We start from the raw sequence: 17,873 nt of genomic DNA on the forward strand, positions 1-17,873 counted from the left end.
ACGTGAATGCACTCCAATGTGTCAATTGACACGTGGGCGGAACACCTGCGCTAGCGCGTGCGCCAGCTCCATCATGGAATACGGCTTGCGCAGCACCCCGCCCGCGCCGCCCTGCTGGGCCAGCGCCGCGCCCAGGTAGCCGCTGGCCAGCACCACCGGGATGCCTGCGCGCACGCCGCGCAGCGCGCGTATCAGTTCCGAGCCCGTCATGCCGGGCATGCGCTCGTCGGTAATGACGGCGTCGTAGCGCTCCGGCGCCGCCGCAAACGCCGCCAGCGCCTGCGCCGGCGAGGTGAACGCCGCGTGCTCATAGCCCAGGTCATCGAGCATGGCGCCGGCCAGGCGGGCCAGCGCCTCTTCGTCGTCCACCACCAGCACGCGCTGGCCCTGGCCGCGCGGCGGCAGGTCCGGCGCCGCGTCCGCGCCGCTGGCCGCCACGTCGCCGCAGCGCGGCAGGAAGACCGTGAAGGTGCTGCCCTCGCCTTCGCTGCTGGCCACGCTCACTGCGCCGCCCAGCTCGGTCACGATAGCGTGCACCAGCGACAGCCCCAGCCCGGTGCCCACGCCCGCGTCCTTGGTGGTGAAGAAGGGATCGAATATCCGCCCCAGGATGGCGGCGGGAATGCCGGCGCCGCTGTCGCTGACAGTCAGCACGATATGATCGGCCGCCGCCACGCTGCCTATGGTGGCAAAGGAAGGCGCGCTCATGCTGCGCGTTTCCAGCACCACCCGCAGCACGCCGCCGCCCGTCATGGCCTGCACGCCGTTCAGCATCAGGTTGCTGAGCACCTGGTGCACCTGGGTACAGTCGCCCAGGATGGCCGCGCGGCCGGCCTGCAGGCAGGCGCTCACCCGCACGCCGGGCGGCAGCTTGGCCGCCAGCTGGTCCAGCGCCTCGCGCGCCACCGCCTCCACGTGCACCGCCTCGCGTTCCCCCATGCCGCCCCGGCTGAAAGCCAGGATGCGGTCCACCAGCGCCCGCCCGCGCTCGCCCGCCGCCACGATGTGCCCCACGTCGCGCCGCAAACGGCTGCCTTCGGCCGCGTCGCGCAGGGCCATTTCGCCGTAGCCGAGTATGGCGGCGAGGATGTTGTTGAAGTCGTGCGCGATGCCGCCCGCCAGCGTGCCCATCGCCTCCAGGCGCTGCGCCAGCCGCAGCTGCTCCTCCAGGCGGTGGCGCTCGGTCACGTCGCTGACGGCGCCGGTCCAGCGCACCGGCGTGCCGGCCGCGTCGCGCTGGCACATGCCGGTCAGGTGTATCCAGCGCAGCTCGCCGCGCGGCAGCATGCGGATCTCCAGGTCGAAGCGCGCGCTGCGGCCGGCGAAATGCTCGGCCGCCGCCTTTTCCCATTTCGGCTTGTCCTCCGGGTAGAAGGGGAAACGCGCCAGGAAATCGGCGCGCCCGGCGAACACCGTGTCGGGCGCGAAGCCGTACAGCTCCAGCATGCGCGGCGAGCCGTAGAACTCGTCCTTGAGGATGTCCCAGTCCCAGTGGCCCTCGCCGGCGGCGCTCATGGCCAGGGCGTAGCGCTGCTCGGACGCGCGCAGCGCCATCTCGGTGCGGGTGCGGTCCGTCACGTCGGTGATGGCGGCGTTCCAGCGCAGCAGGCGGCCCTGCGGGTCGCGCGAACACATGCCGGTCAGTTTCAGCCAGCGCACTTCGCCGTCCACCACGATGCGCAGCTCCAGCTGCAGCCGGATGGCGCTGCCGGCGAAATGCCCGGACAGCTGGTCTATCATGCGCTGCCTGTCCTCCGGGTGGCAGGGGAAGCGCGCCAGGAAGTCGGCGCGGCCGCTGAACACCGTGTCCGGCGGCAGGCCGCACAGCTCAAGGTAGCGCGGCGAGGCGTAGAAGGTGTCGGTGGCCACCACCCAGTCGATATGGCCGTCGCCCGCCGCGTTTACGGCCAGCTCGAAACGCTCCTCCGAACGGCGCAGCGCCGCCATCGACATGCTGCGCTCGATGACGATGCCGGCCAGGTGCGAGAAGCGCGCGATCATGCTCTGCTGCAGCACGCTGGGCGGCAGCGCCAGGTGCGAATACACGCCGAAAGTGCCCAGCACCTTGCCGCCGCTGGCGAAGATGGGCATGGACCAGCAGGCGCGCAGGCCGTATTCCAGCGGCAGGCGGCGGTATTTGTCCCACAGCGGGTCGCTGGCGATGTCGGCCACGAAGACCGGCTCGCGGCGCCAGGCCGCCGTGCCGCAGGAACCCTCGCCCGGCCCCACCAGCACCGAGCCCTCCAGCGCCAGCATGAAGCCGGGCGGCATATTGGGCGCCGAGCCGGGACGCAGCAGCATGCCGTCTTCGTCCATCACCAGCAGCGAGCTGACCGCGTCGCCCGCCACCGCGTCGAACAAACGGCAGCAGGTGTCCAGGATGCCGCACAGCGGCTCGCCGCGCGCGATCATCTCCAGCAGCGATTTTTCGCCGGACAGCAGGCGCTCGTTGCGCTCGGCGGCGGCGCGCGCCCGCTCCAGCGTCTGCACCGCCTCGACCAGGCTGGCCGGCACGCCATGCGCGGCCAGCACGTGCGCCAGGCTGGCGCCGAGCAGGGGGTCGGATGCGGCGTCGGGCGCGGGCGCGTTGGGAATCTGGCGGTCCATATTGGGGAGCGGAAAGCGGGGTTTAACTGTGTCACAGTTATGCGCCGCCGTCAAAGCGGCAGTATGGCGTGCGGAACACCCAATATTTCAATTGACACGAAAGCCGGTTGTTACAATTCTGTTACAATCTCACCTCGGCGGTATGCCGGTTTTCCAGGGAAGAACAATGTCAGGCGATGTGCATGTGCTGGTAGTGGATGATGATGAAGGCGTGCGCCAGATGATCGTCGACTACCTCGGCGACAACGACATCCGCACCACCGCCCTGCCCGACGGGCGCGGCGTGGACCGCGTGATGGCCGAAGACGTCGTCGACCTGCTGATCCTGGACCTGAAACTGCCCGGCGAGGACGGCATGCAGATCGCGCGCCGCCTGCGCGACGACTCCAACCTGCCCATCATCATGCTCACCGGCCGCAACGACGAGGCGGACCGCGTGATGGGGCTGGAACTGGGCGCCGACGACTACCTGACCAAGCCCTTCTCGCCGCGCGAACTGCTGGCCCGCATCCGCGCGCTGCTGCGCCGCTCGCGCGCGCAGGAATCGGTGGCCGACGCCCTGGCGCGGGTGCGCGCCTACCGTTTCGGCGGCTGGGTGCTGAACGTGCGCCTGCGCAAGCTGACCACGCCCACCGGCGCGCCGGTGGCGCTGACCAACAACGAATTCAACCTGCTGGCCGCCTTCCTGGCCGCGCCGCAGCGCATCCTGTCGCGCGAGCAGCTGCTGGACATGTCGCGCATGCATAACGACGAGGTGTACGACCGCGCGGTCGATGTCCAGGTCGGCCGCCTGCGCAAAAAGCTGGAGCCGCAGCCGGGCAACGGCCCGCCCTTCATCCGCACCGAGCGCGGCGCCGGCTACCGCTTCACCGCCGAGGTGGAGGCGGTGCGCTAGAGGGAGGCGCATCTGCCTGTATACTGCGGCCATGACCGAATCCAACCCGCCCCGCTTCACCCCGCAAGGCCTGATACGCACCCCGGAACAGACCGCCATCCAGCTGGCCCAGAACAAGGTGGTGCTGATCGATGCCAACGCCGGCGCCGCCAAGACCACCACGCTGGCCCTGCGCATAGGCGAAGCGCTGGCGCGCAAGCTGCCGCCCGAGCAGATCCTGGCGCTGGTGTTCACGCCCGAAGCGCGCGATGTGATGCGCCAGCGCCTGCTCGACATCGGCATACCCTACGCCGCCGCCTCGCGCGTGGACGTGGCCACCTTCGAGGATTTCGCCGCGCGCATGCTGGCGCAAAGCGGCAGCGGCGCCGCCGAGCGCCTGCCGCAGGCGCGCCAGCTCAAGCCCTACGTGCTGCACGCGCTCGAGCGCGTGAGCGAGCGCTACACCGGCCAGGTGGAGTACCTCGACATCCGCACCCACAACATTGCGCTGTCGCAATTCCTGGACTTCCAGCTCACGCTGAAAGCCACCATGGCGCTGGACGCGGACCTGGAATACATGGAGCTGGAGGAAGCGGCCGAGCTGCTGAAAGTGCCGCTGACCGACTACCTGGCCACGCGCGAGTACGAAACCATGCGCCTGGGCGGCGACGACGGCGCGCAGTTCCGGGGACCGTTCGACGCCACCTACGACCTGGCCTGCCAGTTGTCGCAATCCGCCGAGTCCGCGCAGGCCCTGCCCGGCTACCGCGTGGTGGTGTGCGACGAGCTGCACGACCTGAACGAAGCCGCCTTCCGCATCCTGAACGCGCTGCTGGCGCGGCCGGACTGCTATTTCGTCGGCGCGGGCGACAAGGACCAGGTGATCTACACCAAGCTGGGCGCCAGCCAGGAATTCCTCGAGCACCGCTTCGCCCGCCTGTATCCGTCCCTGAAGCACTACCCGCTGACCTACACCTACCGCCACGGCCCGCACCTGGCCTACGCCATGCAAGAGTTCAAGAACAAGCCGGTGGAATCGAGCCTGCCGCTGCACACGGAAATCCGGCAGCTGCACTACACCGACGCCGACGGCTGCGGCGAGCAGGTCATTGCCGCCATCAAGGCCTGGAAGCGCGACGGCTACCCGCTGGAAGGCTGCGCCATCCTGCTGCGCGACCGGCACCAGTCCATCGCCGTGGAGAACGCGCTGCTGAAGGCGAAAATAGGCTACCGCACGCCCGCCATGGCGGGCTATCTGCAGCGCGACGAGATCCTGTTCCTGCGCGGCATGCTGGCCATCGCGCTGCGCGACCTGGAGGCGGTGAAGTCGCTGGAGGTGCGCGCCGCCATGGTGGAGGCGCTGGCCGTGTTCGGCGAAGTGCAGCTGGCGCCGGAGCGGCTCGAGATGGCCAAGCGCGAAGTGGCGCGCACGCCTTCGCTGCTGGGCGACTTCTACACGCTCTACATCAACGGCGGCGACGGCTACGGGGATCCCGCCCGCAGCGCCGGCGGCAGCGTGATGGCCGCCGCCATCCAGTACGCGGCCGGCCTGGACCCGGCCGTCAACGCGGCCGAGGCGCTGCGCGCCATCTGCGGCCAGATCAACCTGGAGCAGGCCGCCAAGCGCATCTTCGTGCGCCCCTACGAGGCCAGCGTGGTATCGAAATCGGTGGCGGGCTTCATCGCCTTTGCCGAGCACTCCGGCCAGACCCTGGCCGAGTTCTGGCAAACCCTGAACGCGGCCGAAGCCTTCGCCAGCCGCAAGCGCGAAAAAGACTACGTCACCCTGGACTGCGCCGGCAACGCCAAGGGCAAGGAGTTCGAGCACGTGATCCTGCCCTTCCTGGAGGCGGGCGAGTTCCCCAGCCCCATGTTCGCCGGCGGCGAGGAGGAAAACCTGTTCTACGTGGCCGCCACCCGTGCCAAGGCGCGCCTCACGCTGCTGTCCCCGTCCGAGGCGGCGCAGCGCAGCCCCTACCTGGCCCGCATGCGCCTGGCCGCCACCGCAGCGGCCGCCGAACAGGCCATCAACCGCAACAGTGAGGCTGTTCAACAACAAATCCCGGCCCGATATTATCTGAGCGCCACCATCCACGAGGCCCAGCAAGTGAAGGCGCTGGGCGCCAAGTTCGACTGGTCCCGCAAGGCGTGGTATGTGGAACCGGGGGGCGACCTGGCCCCGTTCAGCCGCTGGCTGCGCAGCTGATTCCGGACTGCTCATTCCTCAAGGTTATAGTTCCAGCAACAGAACTCATTATTCAGCCCGCTGCCGTTCATCAATACTGCCAATTGCATACCAATTTCAACAGGGAGAGCACGGCATGAATTTGAAGAAGAAACCGGTCGCGGCAGCCATTTCGATCGCACTGTGCGCCATGGCGGCGCCAACGTGGGCACAGCAGCAGGCGGCACAGCCGGCTGAGGACGCCAGCGTGCAAAAAGTCGAAGTGTCCGGCATCCGTGCCTCGCTGGCCAAGTCGCTCAGCGTGAAAAAAGACGCCAGCGCCAACGTGGAGGTGATCACCGCCGAAGACGTGGGCAAGATGCCGGACAAGAACCTGGCCGACTCGCTGCAGCGCCTGGCCGGTGTGGCCGTGCGTACCGACTACGACGAAGCCGAGAAAGTGTCCATGCGCGGCACCAACCCGGACATGTCGCTCATCCTGTTCAACGGCCACACCGTCTCCGGCGGCGACTGGTACGTGGCCGACCAGGGCTCCAGCAGCCGCAGCACCAGCCTGTCGCTGATGCCGTCCTCGGTGCTGAACCAGGCCATCGTCTACAAGACCTCGCAGGCCAACATCGTCGACGGCGGCATGGCCGGCACCATCAACGTGACCACCCGCAAGCCGCTGAACGAGAAAAACAGCTTCGGCGGCGTGATCCGCGCCGGCCTGACCTACGCCCAGCTGCCCGACAAGACCTCGCCCGACCTGAACGCCACCTTCAACTGGAAGAACGAGGACAACACCTTCGGCGTGATCACCCAGGTCTTCAAGGAAAAACGCTACAGCCGCCGCGATTCCGTGTCGCGCTTCGCCTATGGCGCCAGCAGCGGCTGGGACGTGATCAACACCAGCACCATGCTGGGCATTACCGACGCCTCGCTGGCCGGCACCGGCCTGAAAGCGGCCGACCTGAACGGCGTGCGCATGCCCGGCTCGATGAGCTCGGAATTCGTTGAGGGCGTGCGCGACCGCGCGGGCGGCATGCTGTCGCTGCAATTCCGTCCCAACAAAGACCTGGACGTGACCGCCACCGGCTTCTACTCGGAGATGAAGGCGGAGAACAACGGCCGCCTGACCTCCGGCGCCATGTACAGCATGCTGCTGGGCAAAAACGATCCGTTGGGCGGCGTGACGGCATCCGCCGCCAACACCAACTCCAACGGCCAGCGCGTGTACGCCCAGATCCGCAACCCGGTCATTGTCACGGAAACCACGATGTACGGCCAGCAGCTGCGCGTGCTCAAGAGCGCCGACATTGTCTACCCGGCCGGCACCACGCCCCAGTACGTAGGCAACTCGGAAGGCTTCTTCCGCGAAGGCGCCAAAGCCACCAGCGGCTTTCTGGACCTGGACGCCAAATACCGCGTCAACGACGACCTGACCATCAAGTCCTTGCTCAGCATCACGCGCGGCGTGGGCACCACCAAGGGCGACCAGGGCCTGACCTATGCCCGCTACGGCACCGGTATTTCCTACGCCCTGAACGGGCTGAAGGACGCGCCCGACTCCCACTACATCGGCGCCGGCAGCAACACCGTCGGCCTGAACCCGGACGGCAGCGGCTACAAGCTGGTGGGCCGCACGATTTCCGGCATCCGCACGGTGGACAAGGAAAGCAGCGGCCAGCTGGACGCCGAATACAAACTGGACAAGGGCATATTGCAATCGCTGGAATCGGGCGTGCGCTTTGCCGACCACAAGCGCCAGAGCGGCCGCTGGAGCCCCGCCTTCAAAAACTCGTCCCTGGCCGAACCGTCGGGCAGCGGCGTGATCCCCTACCCTGGCGACTTCGGCAGCGATCTGGGCGGAGGCAGCTGGGACAACACCGGCTTCAGCTTCACGCCGGAAGCGCTGAAAGCCTATATGGCGGCCAACACCAAGACCACCACGCCGGAATGGGAACGCCGCGTGTCGACCGAGATCAACATGCGCGAACGCCAGACCTCGGCCTACCTGATGGGCAACCTGGAAGGCGAACGCTGGTCCGGCAATCTCGGCCTGCGCTGGGTACGCACGCAGATCAACGCGCAGATCCCCACCCCAATTCCGGCCGGCGCCTGCGACCGCACCGAACCGGGCAAGCCTGCCACCACCTGCGCGGCCTTCCCCGGCGCCATCACCACCGCCGGCGAGGCGCAGTCGTATTACGACGGCGTACCGTTCAATCCCAAGAGCGGCATCCTGTACTACAAGACGGCTACCGACCGCAGCTTCAACAACCTGCTGCCCAGCCTGAACCTTCGCTACGAGCTGCAGAAGGACATGATCGCCCGCTTCGGCGCCAGCCGCACCATTGGCCGCCAGAACTACAACGTCCTGGGCAGCGGCTTCGGCACGCCGACCTGCGACGCCTCCGGCTGCGCAGTGACCGGTCCGAACCCGGACCTGAAGCCGCTCACCTCGGACAATCTGGACCTGTCCTGGGCCTGGTACTTCAAACCACGCTCGCTGGTATCGGTCAACGTGTTCCACTCCAAGATCGACGGCTACGTGAAAACCGGCGGCAACCCGACCGGCGCCACCGTCCAGCTGATCGACCCGCGCGACACGCAGGTGAAAACCTTCTCGATCAACTCGTCCGGCCAGCAGGGCGCCAAGATCAGCGGCATCGAACTGTCGTATGAGCAGCCGCTGTGGGGCAGCTTCGGCTTCCAGAGCAACGTCAGCCGCGCCAAGACCAAGGTGGACGACGGCCGTCCGATGGTGGGCGCGTCCGAATGGGCCGGCAACCTGGGCGCCTACTTCGAGAACGACGTGTTCAGCACCCGTTTGGTGGCCAACTACCGCGGCAAGTACGTGAACAGCAGCACCGCGCCGTCGCCTACCGCCAACAGCCAGGGCCTGTCCGTGATCAACGGCGTGGCCATGCCGACCGCTCCAACCATGGCAGCCGGCGTGACCACCCTGGCCTTCTCGGCCAACTACACCTTCGCCAAGAACTGGCAAGTATCGTTCGACGCAACCAACCTGCTGAACCAGGTGCGCGCGCAGTACCGCTACAGTGAAGAAGAACAGCAGAAGGTCGACGTTTCCGGCCGCCAGTTCTATCTGAACCTGAAGTACAAGTTCTAAGCAGCACTGCGGATGAAGAGCCTGGGCCACAAGCCCAGGCTTTTTTTATTGGGCGGCGCTATTTGAAGGTAATGGCCTGGTTCAGCCGGGTGATCACCTCGTCCGGCACGCCCATGCCGCACATGATGTGGCGCTCGCTGCCGCGCGGCATATCCCTCAGCCGCAGCACGCGCAGCTTCTTCGCATGCTCGCCGCCGTGCGCCAGCAGGTAGCGCGCCTCGTCGTCGGACACGTACATGAAGTCGGCCAGGCCGGCGCTGATCGATTGCAGCATCTGCACCGGGGCACCGGTGGAAATGGACAGGGCCGGCTTGATGCGCGCCATCAGCCCGTCGATATGCACACCGTAGGAATAACTGTCCTTGACCAGCACGCGCGTGCCTGGCCGGCGCAGCACGCCCTCCAGCGTGGCGTCGTCGCCCACGCTGAAATCGGCGCGCGCCAGCAGCACCCAGTCCTTGTCGCGGTAGATCGGCTTGGTGAATTTGGCGTAGCGCTCGCGCTCCGGCGTGCGGAACCAGCCCAGCGCGCAGCTGCGCGCCTGCGGATCCTTCACCATCGCCAGCTGGCGGTTGGTGGGCAGCCGGGCCCACGTCACGGCGATGCCGGCCGCCTGGAAGGCTGCAGCGGCGGGCGTGCCGGTCAGCCCGGACGGCGCGCCGCCCTCGCCCGGCACCATGTAGGGCGGCCGGGTGTTATAGGTCGCAACGACAGCGCCTTCCGCGCAGGCGTCGGCCAGCGGCAAGGACAAGACGGCCAGCAGCAATGCACCGCGAGCGTTCATGACGAAATTGGCAAGTGGGAGAAACGCTAGTCTACACCGCAACGGCTGAGCTGAGACAGCAGGCGCTATAATCGCGGGTTTGCCGTTTGCCATAGACCACATGACCACCACCCACGCCCTGCCCGACACGCGTCCCGCCGTTGTTCTGCTGCACAGCTCCATGAGTTCCAAAGGCCAGTGGGCCGAGCTGATGGCCCAGCATGAAGCCAGCTTCCGCTTCATTGCCGTCGACCTGCTGGGCTACGGCAAATCGCCCTTCCCCACCGGCAGCGAAGGCAATTTCTCGCTGGCGCACGAAGTGGACGCTGTAAACGCCGCCATCGCAGGCAAGCTGGCGCCCACGGAAGCGTTCCACCTGGTCGGCCACTCCTACGGCGGCGCCACCGCGCTGCGCATGGCGCGCCAGCTGCGGGCGCGCGTGACGTCGCTCGCGGTGTTCGAGCCGGTGGCCTTCCACCTGCTGTCCGAAGACGACGCGGCGCGCATCGAAATTGAAAACGTGGTGGCCGACATCCACGGCGCCACCGGCCCGCACGACGCGGCGCGCACCTTCATCGACTACTGGAACCGCGCCGGCGCCTTCGACGCGCTGCCGGAAGCGCAGCAACTGCGCTTTGCCGCGCAGATCGCCAAGGTCAAGCTGGACTTCCAGGCCCTGCTGGGCGAACCGGCCACGCTGGCCGACATGGCCGCGCTGGACATGCCCGCGCTGGTCCTGTCCGGCGAGCGCAGCCCGCAATCGACGCGCCGCGTCGCCGAACGCCTGGCCGCCGCGCTGCCCAACGGCGCCGCCGTCCAGACCAAAGGCGGCCACATGGCCCCCATCACCCACGCCGCCGTGGTCAACCCGCTGCTGGCCGCCTTCCTCTCCGGCGCCGAAATCACCAGCGCCTGAACGCCTCACCGGCATCGCGACACTGCGTAGGGCGGGTTAGCGGCGCAGCCGCGTAACCCGCCGCAGCCGCCTACGCCCGCATCCGCCCCGTCCTCAACGCAATCGCCCAATCCGCCCGCCCATTACGCTCCGCCATCGCAGCGGCCGCCTCCCAGTCATAAGTCACGGCGACGTGCTCCACCTGCCAGCCCTGCGCCGTGCGCTCCACCAGCGCATAGCGCGCATGCGGCGTAAAGTTCTCCGCCACATGCGGAAAAGGATAGCCATCCTCATACGCCTGCAAGCCCACGCTGCCCGGATTCACAATCAGCCGCCCATCATCGAGCCGCATGCAGCGCGGAATATGCGTATGCCCGCACAAGATCAGCGACGCGCGCGCATCGCCGGCCCGCTCCAGCACCTCCGCATACGTGGCCTGCCGCTGCCCCTGCTCCGTCACCGTCTCCATGAAATACACCAGGTCATTGCCCGGCACCCCATGCACCAGCAGCACCTCGTGCTGCAGCCGCAGCTCCGCAGGCAGCGCCCCTATCCAGGCCCGCTCGTCCTCGTCCAGCTGCTGATGCGCATACAGATCGGACGCCCCCATGCGCGCTGGATCATGCGTCAGCACCTGGCGCTCATGGTTGCCCGCGATGGTGGGCAGCCCCAGCGTCATCAGCCGCTGCGCCGTCTCGCGCGACAGCAAGGGGCCGGACAGGATATCGCCCAGGTTCACCGTCAGATCCGCCCCGCGCCGCGCGATATCCGCCAGCACCGCCTCCAGCGCCCACAAGTTCCCATGTATGTCCGAAATCGCCGCTATCCGCATATCGCCTCTCTGGTCTGTCCGCTCGCAAAAGTATAGCGCGGGCTACAATGGATGCCATGAACTACCTCGCCCACATCTTCCTGGCCCGGCAGAGCGGCGCGGCCATGATAGGCGCCATGCTGGGCGACTTCGCCAAGGCGGACGTGCGCGGCGTGTACACGCCGGAGATCGAGCGCGAGATCATGCTGCACCGCTATATCGACAGCTATACCGACAGCCACCCGGCGGTGAAGGCGGCGGTGCAGCTGTTTGAAGGCCCGCGCCGGCGCTACGGCGGCATCGTGCTCGACGTGTTTTACGACCATCTGCTCACGCAGCGCTGGGACCGGTACAGCGACATGCCCCGGCACGAGCTGATCGCCCGCTTCCACGACGCGCTGCGCGCCCATATGGACATGCTGCCGGAGAAGCTGCAAGCCATCGCGCCGCGCATCATCGAGCAGCAATGGCTGGCGGGGTATGAGGAACTGGCGGGTGTGGAAATGGCCGTCACGCGCATCTCCACGCGCTTGAGCCGCAACGGCCATCTGATGCGCGAAGGCCTGCAGGACCTGCGCCTGCACTATGCCGCCATTGCGGACGGCTTCGAGGCCTTCTTCCCCGACCTGGTGCGTTTTACCGACGAGCGGCGCGCCAGCCTGATTCAGGCCGCCAGCGAGGACAGCACGTCGCGCAAGCTCGCCACCTCATAAGTGGGCACCGCCTCGGTGTCATTCGCCACGCGGCCGGGATTGAACCAGCAGCTCGCGATGCCGTAGCGGTTCGCGCCGAGGATGTCGGCATCCAGGCGGTCGCCGACGATGACGGAATCGTCCTTGCTGGCGGCGCGCGCCATCCTGGCGGCGTATTCGAAGAAACGCACGTCCGGCTTGGCGTAGCCGCAGGCCTCGGATGTGGAAACGAAGGAAATGTACCGGCTCAGGCCGGAACTGGCGATGCGGCGGTTCTGGATATGCTCCACGCCGTTGGTGATGATGCCCACCTCGCCCACTGCGGCCAGCGTTTCGCACAGCTCGGTTGCGCCGTCGATCAGCACCACCGTGTCCGGCAGCGACTCCAGGTACAAGCGGCTGGCCAGTTCGGGATCGAGGTCAAGGCCATGCGCCTGGAAAGTGCTGCGGAAGCGCTCCACCTTCAGGAAGTCCTTGCTCACCTCGCCGCGCTCGAAGCTTTTCCAGAGCGCCACATTAATCGCCTGGTACTGCGTGAACAGCGGCTCCATGCCGTCGCTCAGGCCGAGCTCCTGCATGGTGCGGGTGAAGGAAAGTTTTTCGGAGGCCTTGAAGTCGAGCAGCGTGTCGTCGAGGTCAAAAAGGAACAGTCTATGCTTCATTGAGTTCGTGTAAACGTGAATCAATGTTGCATCGTAGCATGGCCAGCTAGTGTTGGCCGCCCTTCTTCCTCAGCGGCGAGCAGGACGGATGCGCCGCCTGGCCGGGATAATGCTCGGGACCGGTGGATTCGTCCACATGCTGCTTGGCGTACTGGATGCACAAGCTGCGCGCGCCGGCCGGCGTCCAGGCGTTCAGTTCGATTTCGTAATGCAGCGGCTCAGGCTGGTCGAGGGCGCGTATGGTCAGCGTGCAGTGCCATCTCGCGCTGGGCTTGCCGGTTTCCGCTTTTGCTACTGCACAGTTAATTTCAAACCCACGGTAAATATGTGATCGCATGCAGAGCCTAGATTCCCCGGAAATGATAGCCAGTGATAACGCATGAGCCCGCCGCCATAGGGCCAGCCCGCACTGTTCCGTTATCACTATAGCGGCAGCGCCGCGCGGCGCGCTGCACGTTTGCGCGGGGAAATCTAATGCGGCGGCCAGCAGCCGCTGACAGCCCCGCCGCAGTTCCGGTATCATTCGGCATGAACAAGATTTCTTTCCAACCGTTTGTCATTGGTGTCGCCGGCGGTAGCGGCAGTGGCAAGTCGACGGTGTCCCAGCAAGTGCTCGCGTCGTTTGGCGCGGATATGGTCTCGGTCGTGATGCAGGACGACTACTACTGCGACCAGACCCATCTCACCCCCGAAGTCCGCCGCCAGCAAAACTACGACCATCCGCAGGCTTTCGACTGGCCCCTGCTGGTCCAGCACGTCCAGGCCTTGCGCAATGGCGAAACCATCGCGATGCCGGAATACGACTTCACGCGCGACAACCGTTCCGACCGGACCATTGCAGTCAAGCCGGCCCCTGTGATCGTGATCGAGGGCCTGTTTGCCTTGTACGACGCGGACTTGCGCGACATGATGTCGTTGAAGCTCTTTGTCGATACCGCCTCGGACATCCGCTTCATCCGCCGCATGCAACGCGACATTACCGAGCGCGGCCGCTCGGTGGAGAGCGTCGTCGGCCAGTATCTGGAAACGGTGCGCCCGATGCACAAGCAGTTTATCGAGCCGACCAAGCGCCACGCCGATGTCATCATTCCGCACGGCGCAAATGGCCCGGCGGTCGACATGATTACCACCAAGGTGGCGAGCGTTATCGGGCAGTTGAAGCGCCCCTGAAACGCATCGTGGATCAGCCGGCCCGTGACGGGGCGGCTGCGGTTCCGGTATCATTCGGCATGAATACGATTTCCTTCCAACCGTTTATTATTGGCGTCGCAGGCGGTAGCGGCAGTGGCAAGTCCACTGTGTCCCAGAAAGTGTTGGCCGCGTTTGGCGCCGACATGGTCTCAGTCGTGATGCAAGACGATTACTATTGCGATCAAACCCATCTCAGCCCCGAAGTCCGCGCACAGAAGAACTACGACCATCCCGAGGCGTTCGAATGGCCCTTGCTGGTGCAGCATGTGCAGGCCTTGCGCAATGGCCAGGCGATCGAGATGCCGGAGTACGACTTCACGCTCCACAACCGCTCCAACCGCACCATTCCGGTCAAGCCGGCGCCGGTCATCGTGATCGAAGGCCTGTTTGCCTTGTATGACGAGGACCTGCGCGACATGATGTCGCTGAAGATTTTTGTCGACACGGCTTCGGATATCCGCTTCATCCGCCGCATGCAAAGGGATATCACCGAACGCGGCCGTTCGGTGGAGAGCGTCGTCAGCCAGTATCTGGAAACGGTGCGCCCGATGCACAAGCAGTTCATCGAGCCGACCAAGCGCAATGCCGATGTGATTATTCCGCACGGCGCGAATGGGCCGGCGGTCGATATGATTACCACCAAGGTGGCGAGTGTTATTGGGCAGTTGCAGCAGAAGTAATATGGGAGCGCGCGCCTTCGGCGCGCGCCCGCAGATAGTCAAATTTCCCATCTTGCATGATTTTCAACTGGGACATTTTGTCTCGATGTATGGAAATTGCTTTTGTGTAGTATTCCTCTGGCAAATCACTCCTGCCAAAACGGCGTTTTGAGGTAGTGCTCCTCACAATGGATAGTGTCTAATAACAGCCTGGAATACTCAAAATGATGGAATGGATCCCGATAGTCTTAGTTGCGTTCAAGGTGTTCGTGCTCGGGACGGGCATGTTCTTCGCCATCAAGTGGCATTACGATCAAGGGACGAAGGCGAAGGACAAGGAGACGGAGAAGCGCGCAGTGCTGCGCGCGGGCGGCAAGGTGGTCGCAGTCTTCTTGCTATTGCTCATGAGCCTGGGGGTCGCTACCTTCGTCCTTGGTAACATGATAGGTTTGGACTTGTCCTTCCCATGATGCTGGAAAGCGCATTGCATTGGTGGCTTCGGATCCGTTGGGGATGCTTGTGGTGTGCGACTTCGATCAAGTACAGGCCTGAAGTAAGATCATCTACCATCAAGCGATACCGGACACGCCCTGATTCGGCATCGCACTTGTGCGGTTCGCCAATGTTCACGGAAATCATGACTTCGGTGCCGTCGACCGCAGCCATAAAATATTGCGATGTTATTAATCTCAGCGTCTCGTTCAGAATAGTGGTTCCCTAGTGCTTTTCCCGGTCGACACAAAAAAACCCGATGACCACCTCAGGGACGGGATGATGCGGCTGGGACAGCGGCCGGTGCTGGCGTGCCCACCACGGATCCAGCGTTGCGCACCGATGCATTGCCGCTCACCCCTCCCAGTGGCAAACTCAGGCCCACGTATAGTATGCGTCCGGGCACTGTATCCTCAGTAAGTCCGCGGGTCTGGCTCGACTGAGTCAGACGGCGCGGCGAGACCGACTGGAGCGCATCGCTGACGCGCGCATTCAACCTGATACGGTTGTCGACCCGGTGGCTCCAGGTAAAGTCCAGCCGTTTGGTGCGCTCGATCACGGTCTCGCCAAACACCCGCGGGGCGGTAATAGCGAGGGTGCCGCTGAATTGATTCGCAGGATCGTGATCGTAATTGAGGGCAATGCGCGGCTCGATGGCGTTAGCGCGCCGTATTATCGGCTTCTCGTTGAGGCGATACACCAACTGCTCGTAGCGGCGTAGATTGCCGGTCAACGCCAGTTGAAGCGAGGGAATAATCTTGCCGCGCAGCGAGTATTCGACGCCGACATTGTCGCGCGCACCGCCATTGACTCTGGTACTGCGTGTTTTGCCGTCCTCGAAGGTCTCAAGCACCGGCATGATCACATCCGTTTCGCGCCGCACGAAGGCCTTCAAGTCAGTACGCCAAGTGCCCAGCATCGTCTCGTACTGCGCTTCGAGGCTGTCGGTCTTCATGGGCAGCAGTTTAGGATTGCCACTGCTTTCGTAGCGATCACCGTATTTCCGCACGTATGGATCCAGATCGGTGGCCTGCGGTCGCTGGATGCGGCGCGCGTATTGCAGGCGCACGGTACTCGCTTTACCCAGCTTATAACTGGCGAAGGCGCTCGGCAGCCAGTTAAGGTAGCTGTTGTCGCCGAATTTCTCCATGGTGACGTGTTGTGCCTCGATCGCGGTGTGCTCAGTCCGCAGACCAGCCTTGACACTCCACAGCGCATTCAAACGCCATTCGTGGGTGACGTACAGGGCCAGCACACGCTCTTCCAGCGCGAAGCGATTGGTCTGATCGCGGTTGATCGTATCAACGCTGCTGCCCATAGGGCGAAAGGCGGAATAGCTGTCGGTCGTTTGCACGCTGTTAGTGGCCTTGAAGCCGGTGCTGGAGAAGCCCCTGGCGTCGCCACCCTCGTAGGCGCCGTTCAGTTCGAGCAAGCGGTTGGTGGTGTCGCGTCGGGTGCGATTGTCGCGGTTTGCTCGCGCGATTGTCATCTCTAGTTCGGTAACATCGGAAGCAGACTGGCTCTGACGCTGAGTCAAGCTGGTACGCACATCCAGCTTGATGCTTTCGCCGTTGTCGGGCTGCTTGCGTTCATAGGCGATGCCGGCTTCGTGGCCGCGGCTGCCGTAAGTCGACGCACTGTCGAAAAGGAGTTCCTGCCTGCCGCCGCCAGGACGGGGGTCGACATAGTTGTAGTGGGAGCGACTGTGCGCGTTATTGCTGCTGTTGTTGTAATTGGCGATGGCAGCCAGGCTATCGCGTGCATTCAGGTTGTAACGTAGCGTGGAGTCAATGCGGCTGTATGTTCCGTCGTTGACGCTTTGGCCGACGCTATTTGTGTGCGTGATGCCAGTCGGGAAGTAGCTTTCGGACTCGGTACGGCTGCTGCGACTGTCCTTACTGCGCGAGCTTGATGCATTGCCCTCAAGCGAAGCGTAGCCCCAGCCATAGCGACCACTCAGGTAACCCGAGTTGCGCCCTCCGGCACCCGCCGTGGCCGACGCGTTGCCGCTGCCGCCCGGCATCTGGTGGCGCCGCGAAATCAAATTGATGATGGCGCCGCCGCCGCCGTCACTACCGAATTCGGCGCCTGGGTTATTGATCACTTGAACCGACTCGTAGCGGGAAGCCGCCGTTGAGTTGATGGCGCTGGCGCGGTTTTCGCCTTCAAATTGCTGGACGCGTTTACCGTCCACCATGATCGTCACTTTGTCATTGCCGCGCAAGGCGACTGTGCCATTCGCATCGACAGAGACGGACGGCACATTGTTGAGGATGTCGCCGATGCTGGCGTTGGCCGTGGTCGGATTATTCTTGATATCGTAGACTTGGCGGTCAATTCGGTTGGTGGAGCGTTCGCCCACCACGTTAACGACTTGTATCTCGTCGGTCGGGGCCGCACTTGCCACGCTGTTCGAACTCGTGGCCGCGGTAGCGGCAGTGGCTTTGATGGGTGCACTGACTGTGACCGCTTTGACGGACGGCACCGCCGTTTTGGCGGCCTGCGCTGTGGCAGGTTTCTCCTGAGATTCGACCAACTCGGCCTGGGCCAGCGCAGGGGAACCCGCCACAGTCATGGCCACCAGGGTTGCGTACTTACATGTTTTCAAACGTCCTCCACCAAGTCGTTGTTATTGTTCTCATGTGTTCCCCCCCCTTCGCCAAGTTTATGAATTGGAAGGGGCCGAAAGGTCAGACTTCCTTCCTATTCTGGCGATACCGCAGCGTAGGCCAGGATATCGCCAGGCTGGCAATCGAGCACTTCGCAAATTTTTTCTAGCGTATCGAAGCGAATTGCTTTGGCTTTGCCGGTTTTCAGCACCGACAAATTCTGCGCCGTGATTCCCACCAGTTCAGCCAGCGTATTGAGCCGCATCTTGCGCTGCGCAAGGACCACGTCCAGATTAACGATCAATGGCATATGGCCTC

Annotated in this window: 15 protein-coding genes; 8 read left to right on the forward strand and 7 right to left on the reverse strand. The window is 64.6% G+C overall.

Translation table 11 applies throughout. The annotated features are described in order from the left end of the window. Positions 1 to 21: 21 nt before the first annotated feature. The gene (locus GTP77_RS16530) at positions 22 to 2,607 is read right to left on the reverse strand and encodes an ATP-binding protein (RefSeq protein WP_161073252.1); all 2,586 of its coding nucleotides are present in this window, start codon (positions 2,605 to 2,607) and stop codon (positions 22 to 24) included. 166 nt (positions 2,608 to 2,773) lie between these two features. Between GTP77_RS16530 and GTP77_RS16535 the strand changes: the two genes are divergently transcribed. The 3 genes from GTP77_RS16535 to GTP77_RS16545 all read left to right on the forward strand — a co-directional run bounded on the left by GTP77_RS16535 (position 2,774) and on the right by GTP77_RS16545 (position 8,781). Then, entirely contained in the window at positions 2,774 to 3,502 is a 729-nt protein-coding gene (locus GTP77_RS16535) for a response regulator (RefSeq protein WP_161073253.1), read from the forward strand. Positions 3,503 to 3,533: 31 nt separating this feature from the next. Further along, positions 3,534 to 5,687 carry an ATP-dependent helicase gene (locus GTP77_RS16540; protein WP_161073254.1) on the forward strand — a complete coding sequence of 718 codons (2,154 nt, stop codon included), beginning with the start codon at positions 3,534 to 3,536 and terminating at the stop codon, positions 5,685 to 5,687. Positions 5,688 to 5,802: 115 nt separating this feature from the next. Continuing rightward, the gene (locus GTP77_RS16545) at positions 5,803 to 8,781 is read left to right on the forward strand and encodes a TonB-dependent receptor (protein WP_161073255.1); all 2,979 of its coding nucleotides are present in this window, start codon (positions 5,803 to 5,805) and stop codon (positions 8,779 to 8,781) included. A gap of 58 nt (positions 8,782 to 8,839) precedes the next feature. Here GTP77_RS16545 and GTP77_RS16550 read toward each other — a convergent pair whose 3' ends face one another. Then, complete coding sequence (locus GTP77_RS16550) at positions 8,840 to 9,565, reverse strand: transporter substrate-binding domain-containing protein (RefSeq protein ID WP_228895294.1); 726 nt, start codon at positions 9,563 to 9,565, stop codon at positions 8,840 to 8,842. A gap of 100 nt (positions 9,566 to 9,665) precedes the next feature. Between GTP77_RS16550 and GTP77_RS16555 the strand changes: the two genes are divergently transcribed. Next, a complete protein-coding gene (locus GTP77_RS16555; RefSeq protein WP_161073256.1) occupies positions 9,666 to 10,460 on the forward strand; it encodes an alpha/beta fold hydrolase in 795 nt (264 codons plus the stop codon). Positions 10,461 to 10,530: 70 nt separating this feature from the next. Here the strand turns inward: GTP77_RS16555 and GTP77_RS16560 are convergent, their stop codons facing one another. Beyond that, on the reverse strand, positions 10,531 to 11,271 hold the full coding sequence (locus tag GTP77_RS16560; RefSeq protein WP_161073257.1) for a metallophosphoesterase family protein: 741 nt from the start codon (positions 11,269 to 11,271) through the stop codon (positions 10,531 to 10,533). A gap of 56 nt (positions 11,272 to 11,327) precedes the next feature. Between GTP77_RS16560 and GTP77_RS16565 the strand changes: the two genes are divergently transcribed. Beyond that, positions 11,328 to 11,963, forward strand: coding sequence for an acyl carrier protein phosphodiesterase (locus GTP77_RS16565; RefSeq protein WP_161073258.1), 636 nt, complete (start codon positions 11,328 to 11,330; stop codon positions 11,961 to 11,963). Here the strand turns inward: GTP77_RS16565 and GTP77_RS16570 are convergent. Next, entirely contained in the window at positions 11,915 to 12,604 is a 690-nt protein-coding gene (locus tag GTP77_RS16570) for a YjjG family noncanonical pyrimidine nucleotidase (RefSeq protein ID WP_161073259.1), read from the reverse strand. The genes GTP77_RS16565 and GTP77_RS16570 overlap by 49 nt on opposite strands. A 46-nt stretch (positions 12,605 to 12,650) precedes the next feature. Continuing rightward, complete coding sequence (locus GTP77_RS16575; RefSeq protein WP_161073260.1) at positions 12,651 to 12,941, reverse strand: hypothetical protein; 291 nt, start codon at positions 12,939 to 12,941, stop codon at positions 12,651 to 12,653. Positions 12,942 to 13,132: 191 nt separating this feature from the next. Between GTP77_RS16575 and udk (GTP77_RS16580) the strand changes: the two genes are divergently transcribed. The 3 genes from udk (GTP77_RS16580) (at position 13,133) to GTP77_RS16590 (ending at position 14,924) form a co-directional block, all read left to right on the forward strand. Next, positions 13,133 to 13,774, forward strand: a complete 642-nt coding sequence (udk, locus tag GTP77_RS16580) for a uridine kinase (protein ID WP_161073261.1) — start codon at positions 13,133 to 13,135, stop codon at positions 13,772 to 13,774. A gap of 8 nt (positions 13,775 to 13,782) precedes the next feature. Then, the gene (gene udk, locus GTP77_RS16585) at positions 13,783 to 14,475 is read left to right on the forward strand and encodes a uridine kinase (protein WP_228895281.1); all 693 of its coding nucleotides are present in this window, start codon (positions 13,783 to 13,785) and stop codon (positions 14,473 to 14,475) included. A 203-nt stretch (positions 14,476 to 14,678) separates the two neighbouring features. Then, on the forward strand, positions 14,679 to 14,924 hold the full coding sequence (locus GTP77_RS16590) for a hypothetical protein (RefSeq protein WP_161073262.1): 246 nt from the start codon (positions 14,679 to 14,681) through the stop codon (positions 14,922 to 14,924). 290 nt (positions 14,925 to 15,214) lie between these two features. Here the strand turns inward: GTP77_RS16590 and GTP77_RS16595 are convergent, their stop codons facing one another. Further along, the gene (locus GTP77_RS16595) at positions 15,215 to 17,554 is read right to left on the reverse strand and encodes a TonB-dependent receptor (protein WP_161073263.1); all 2,340 of its coding nucleotides are present in this window, start codon (positions 17,552 to 17,554) and stop codon (positions 15,215 to 15,217) included. 95 nt (positions 17,555 to 17,649) lie between these two features. Then, positions 17,650 to 17,865 carry a helix-turn-helix domain-containing protein gene (locus GTP77_RS16600; protein WP_161073264.1) on the reverse strand — a complete coding sequence of 72 codons (216 nt, stop codon included), beginning with the start codon at positions 17,863 to 17,865 and terminating at the stop codon, positions 17,650 to 17,652. Positions 17,866 to 17,873 lie beyond the last annotated feature (8 nt).

It is taken from the genome of Pseudoduganella aquatica, assembly GCF_009857595.1.
Classification (GTDB): domain Bacteria; phylum Pseudomonadota; class Gammaproteobacteria; order Burkholderiales; family Burkholderiaceae_D; genus Rugamonas; species Rugamonas aquatica_A.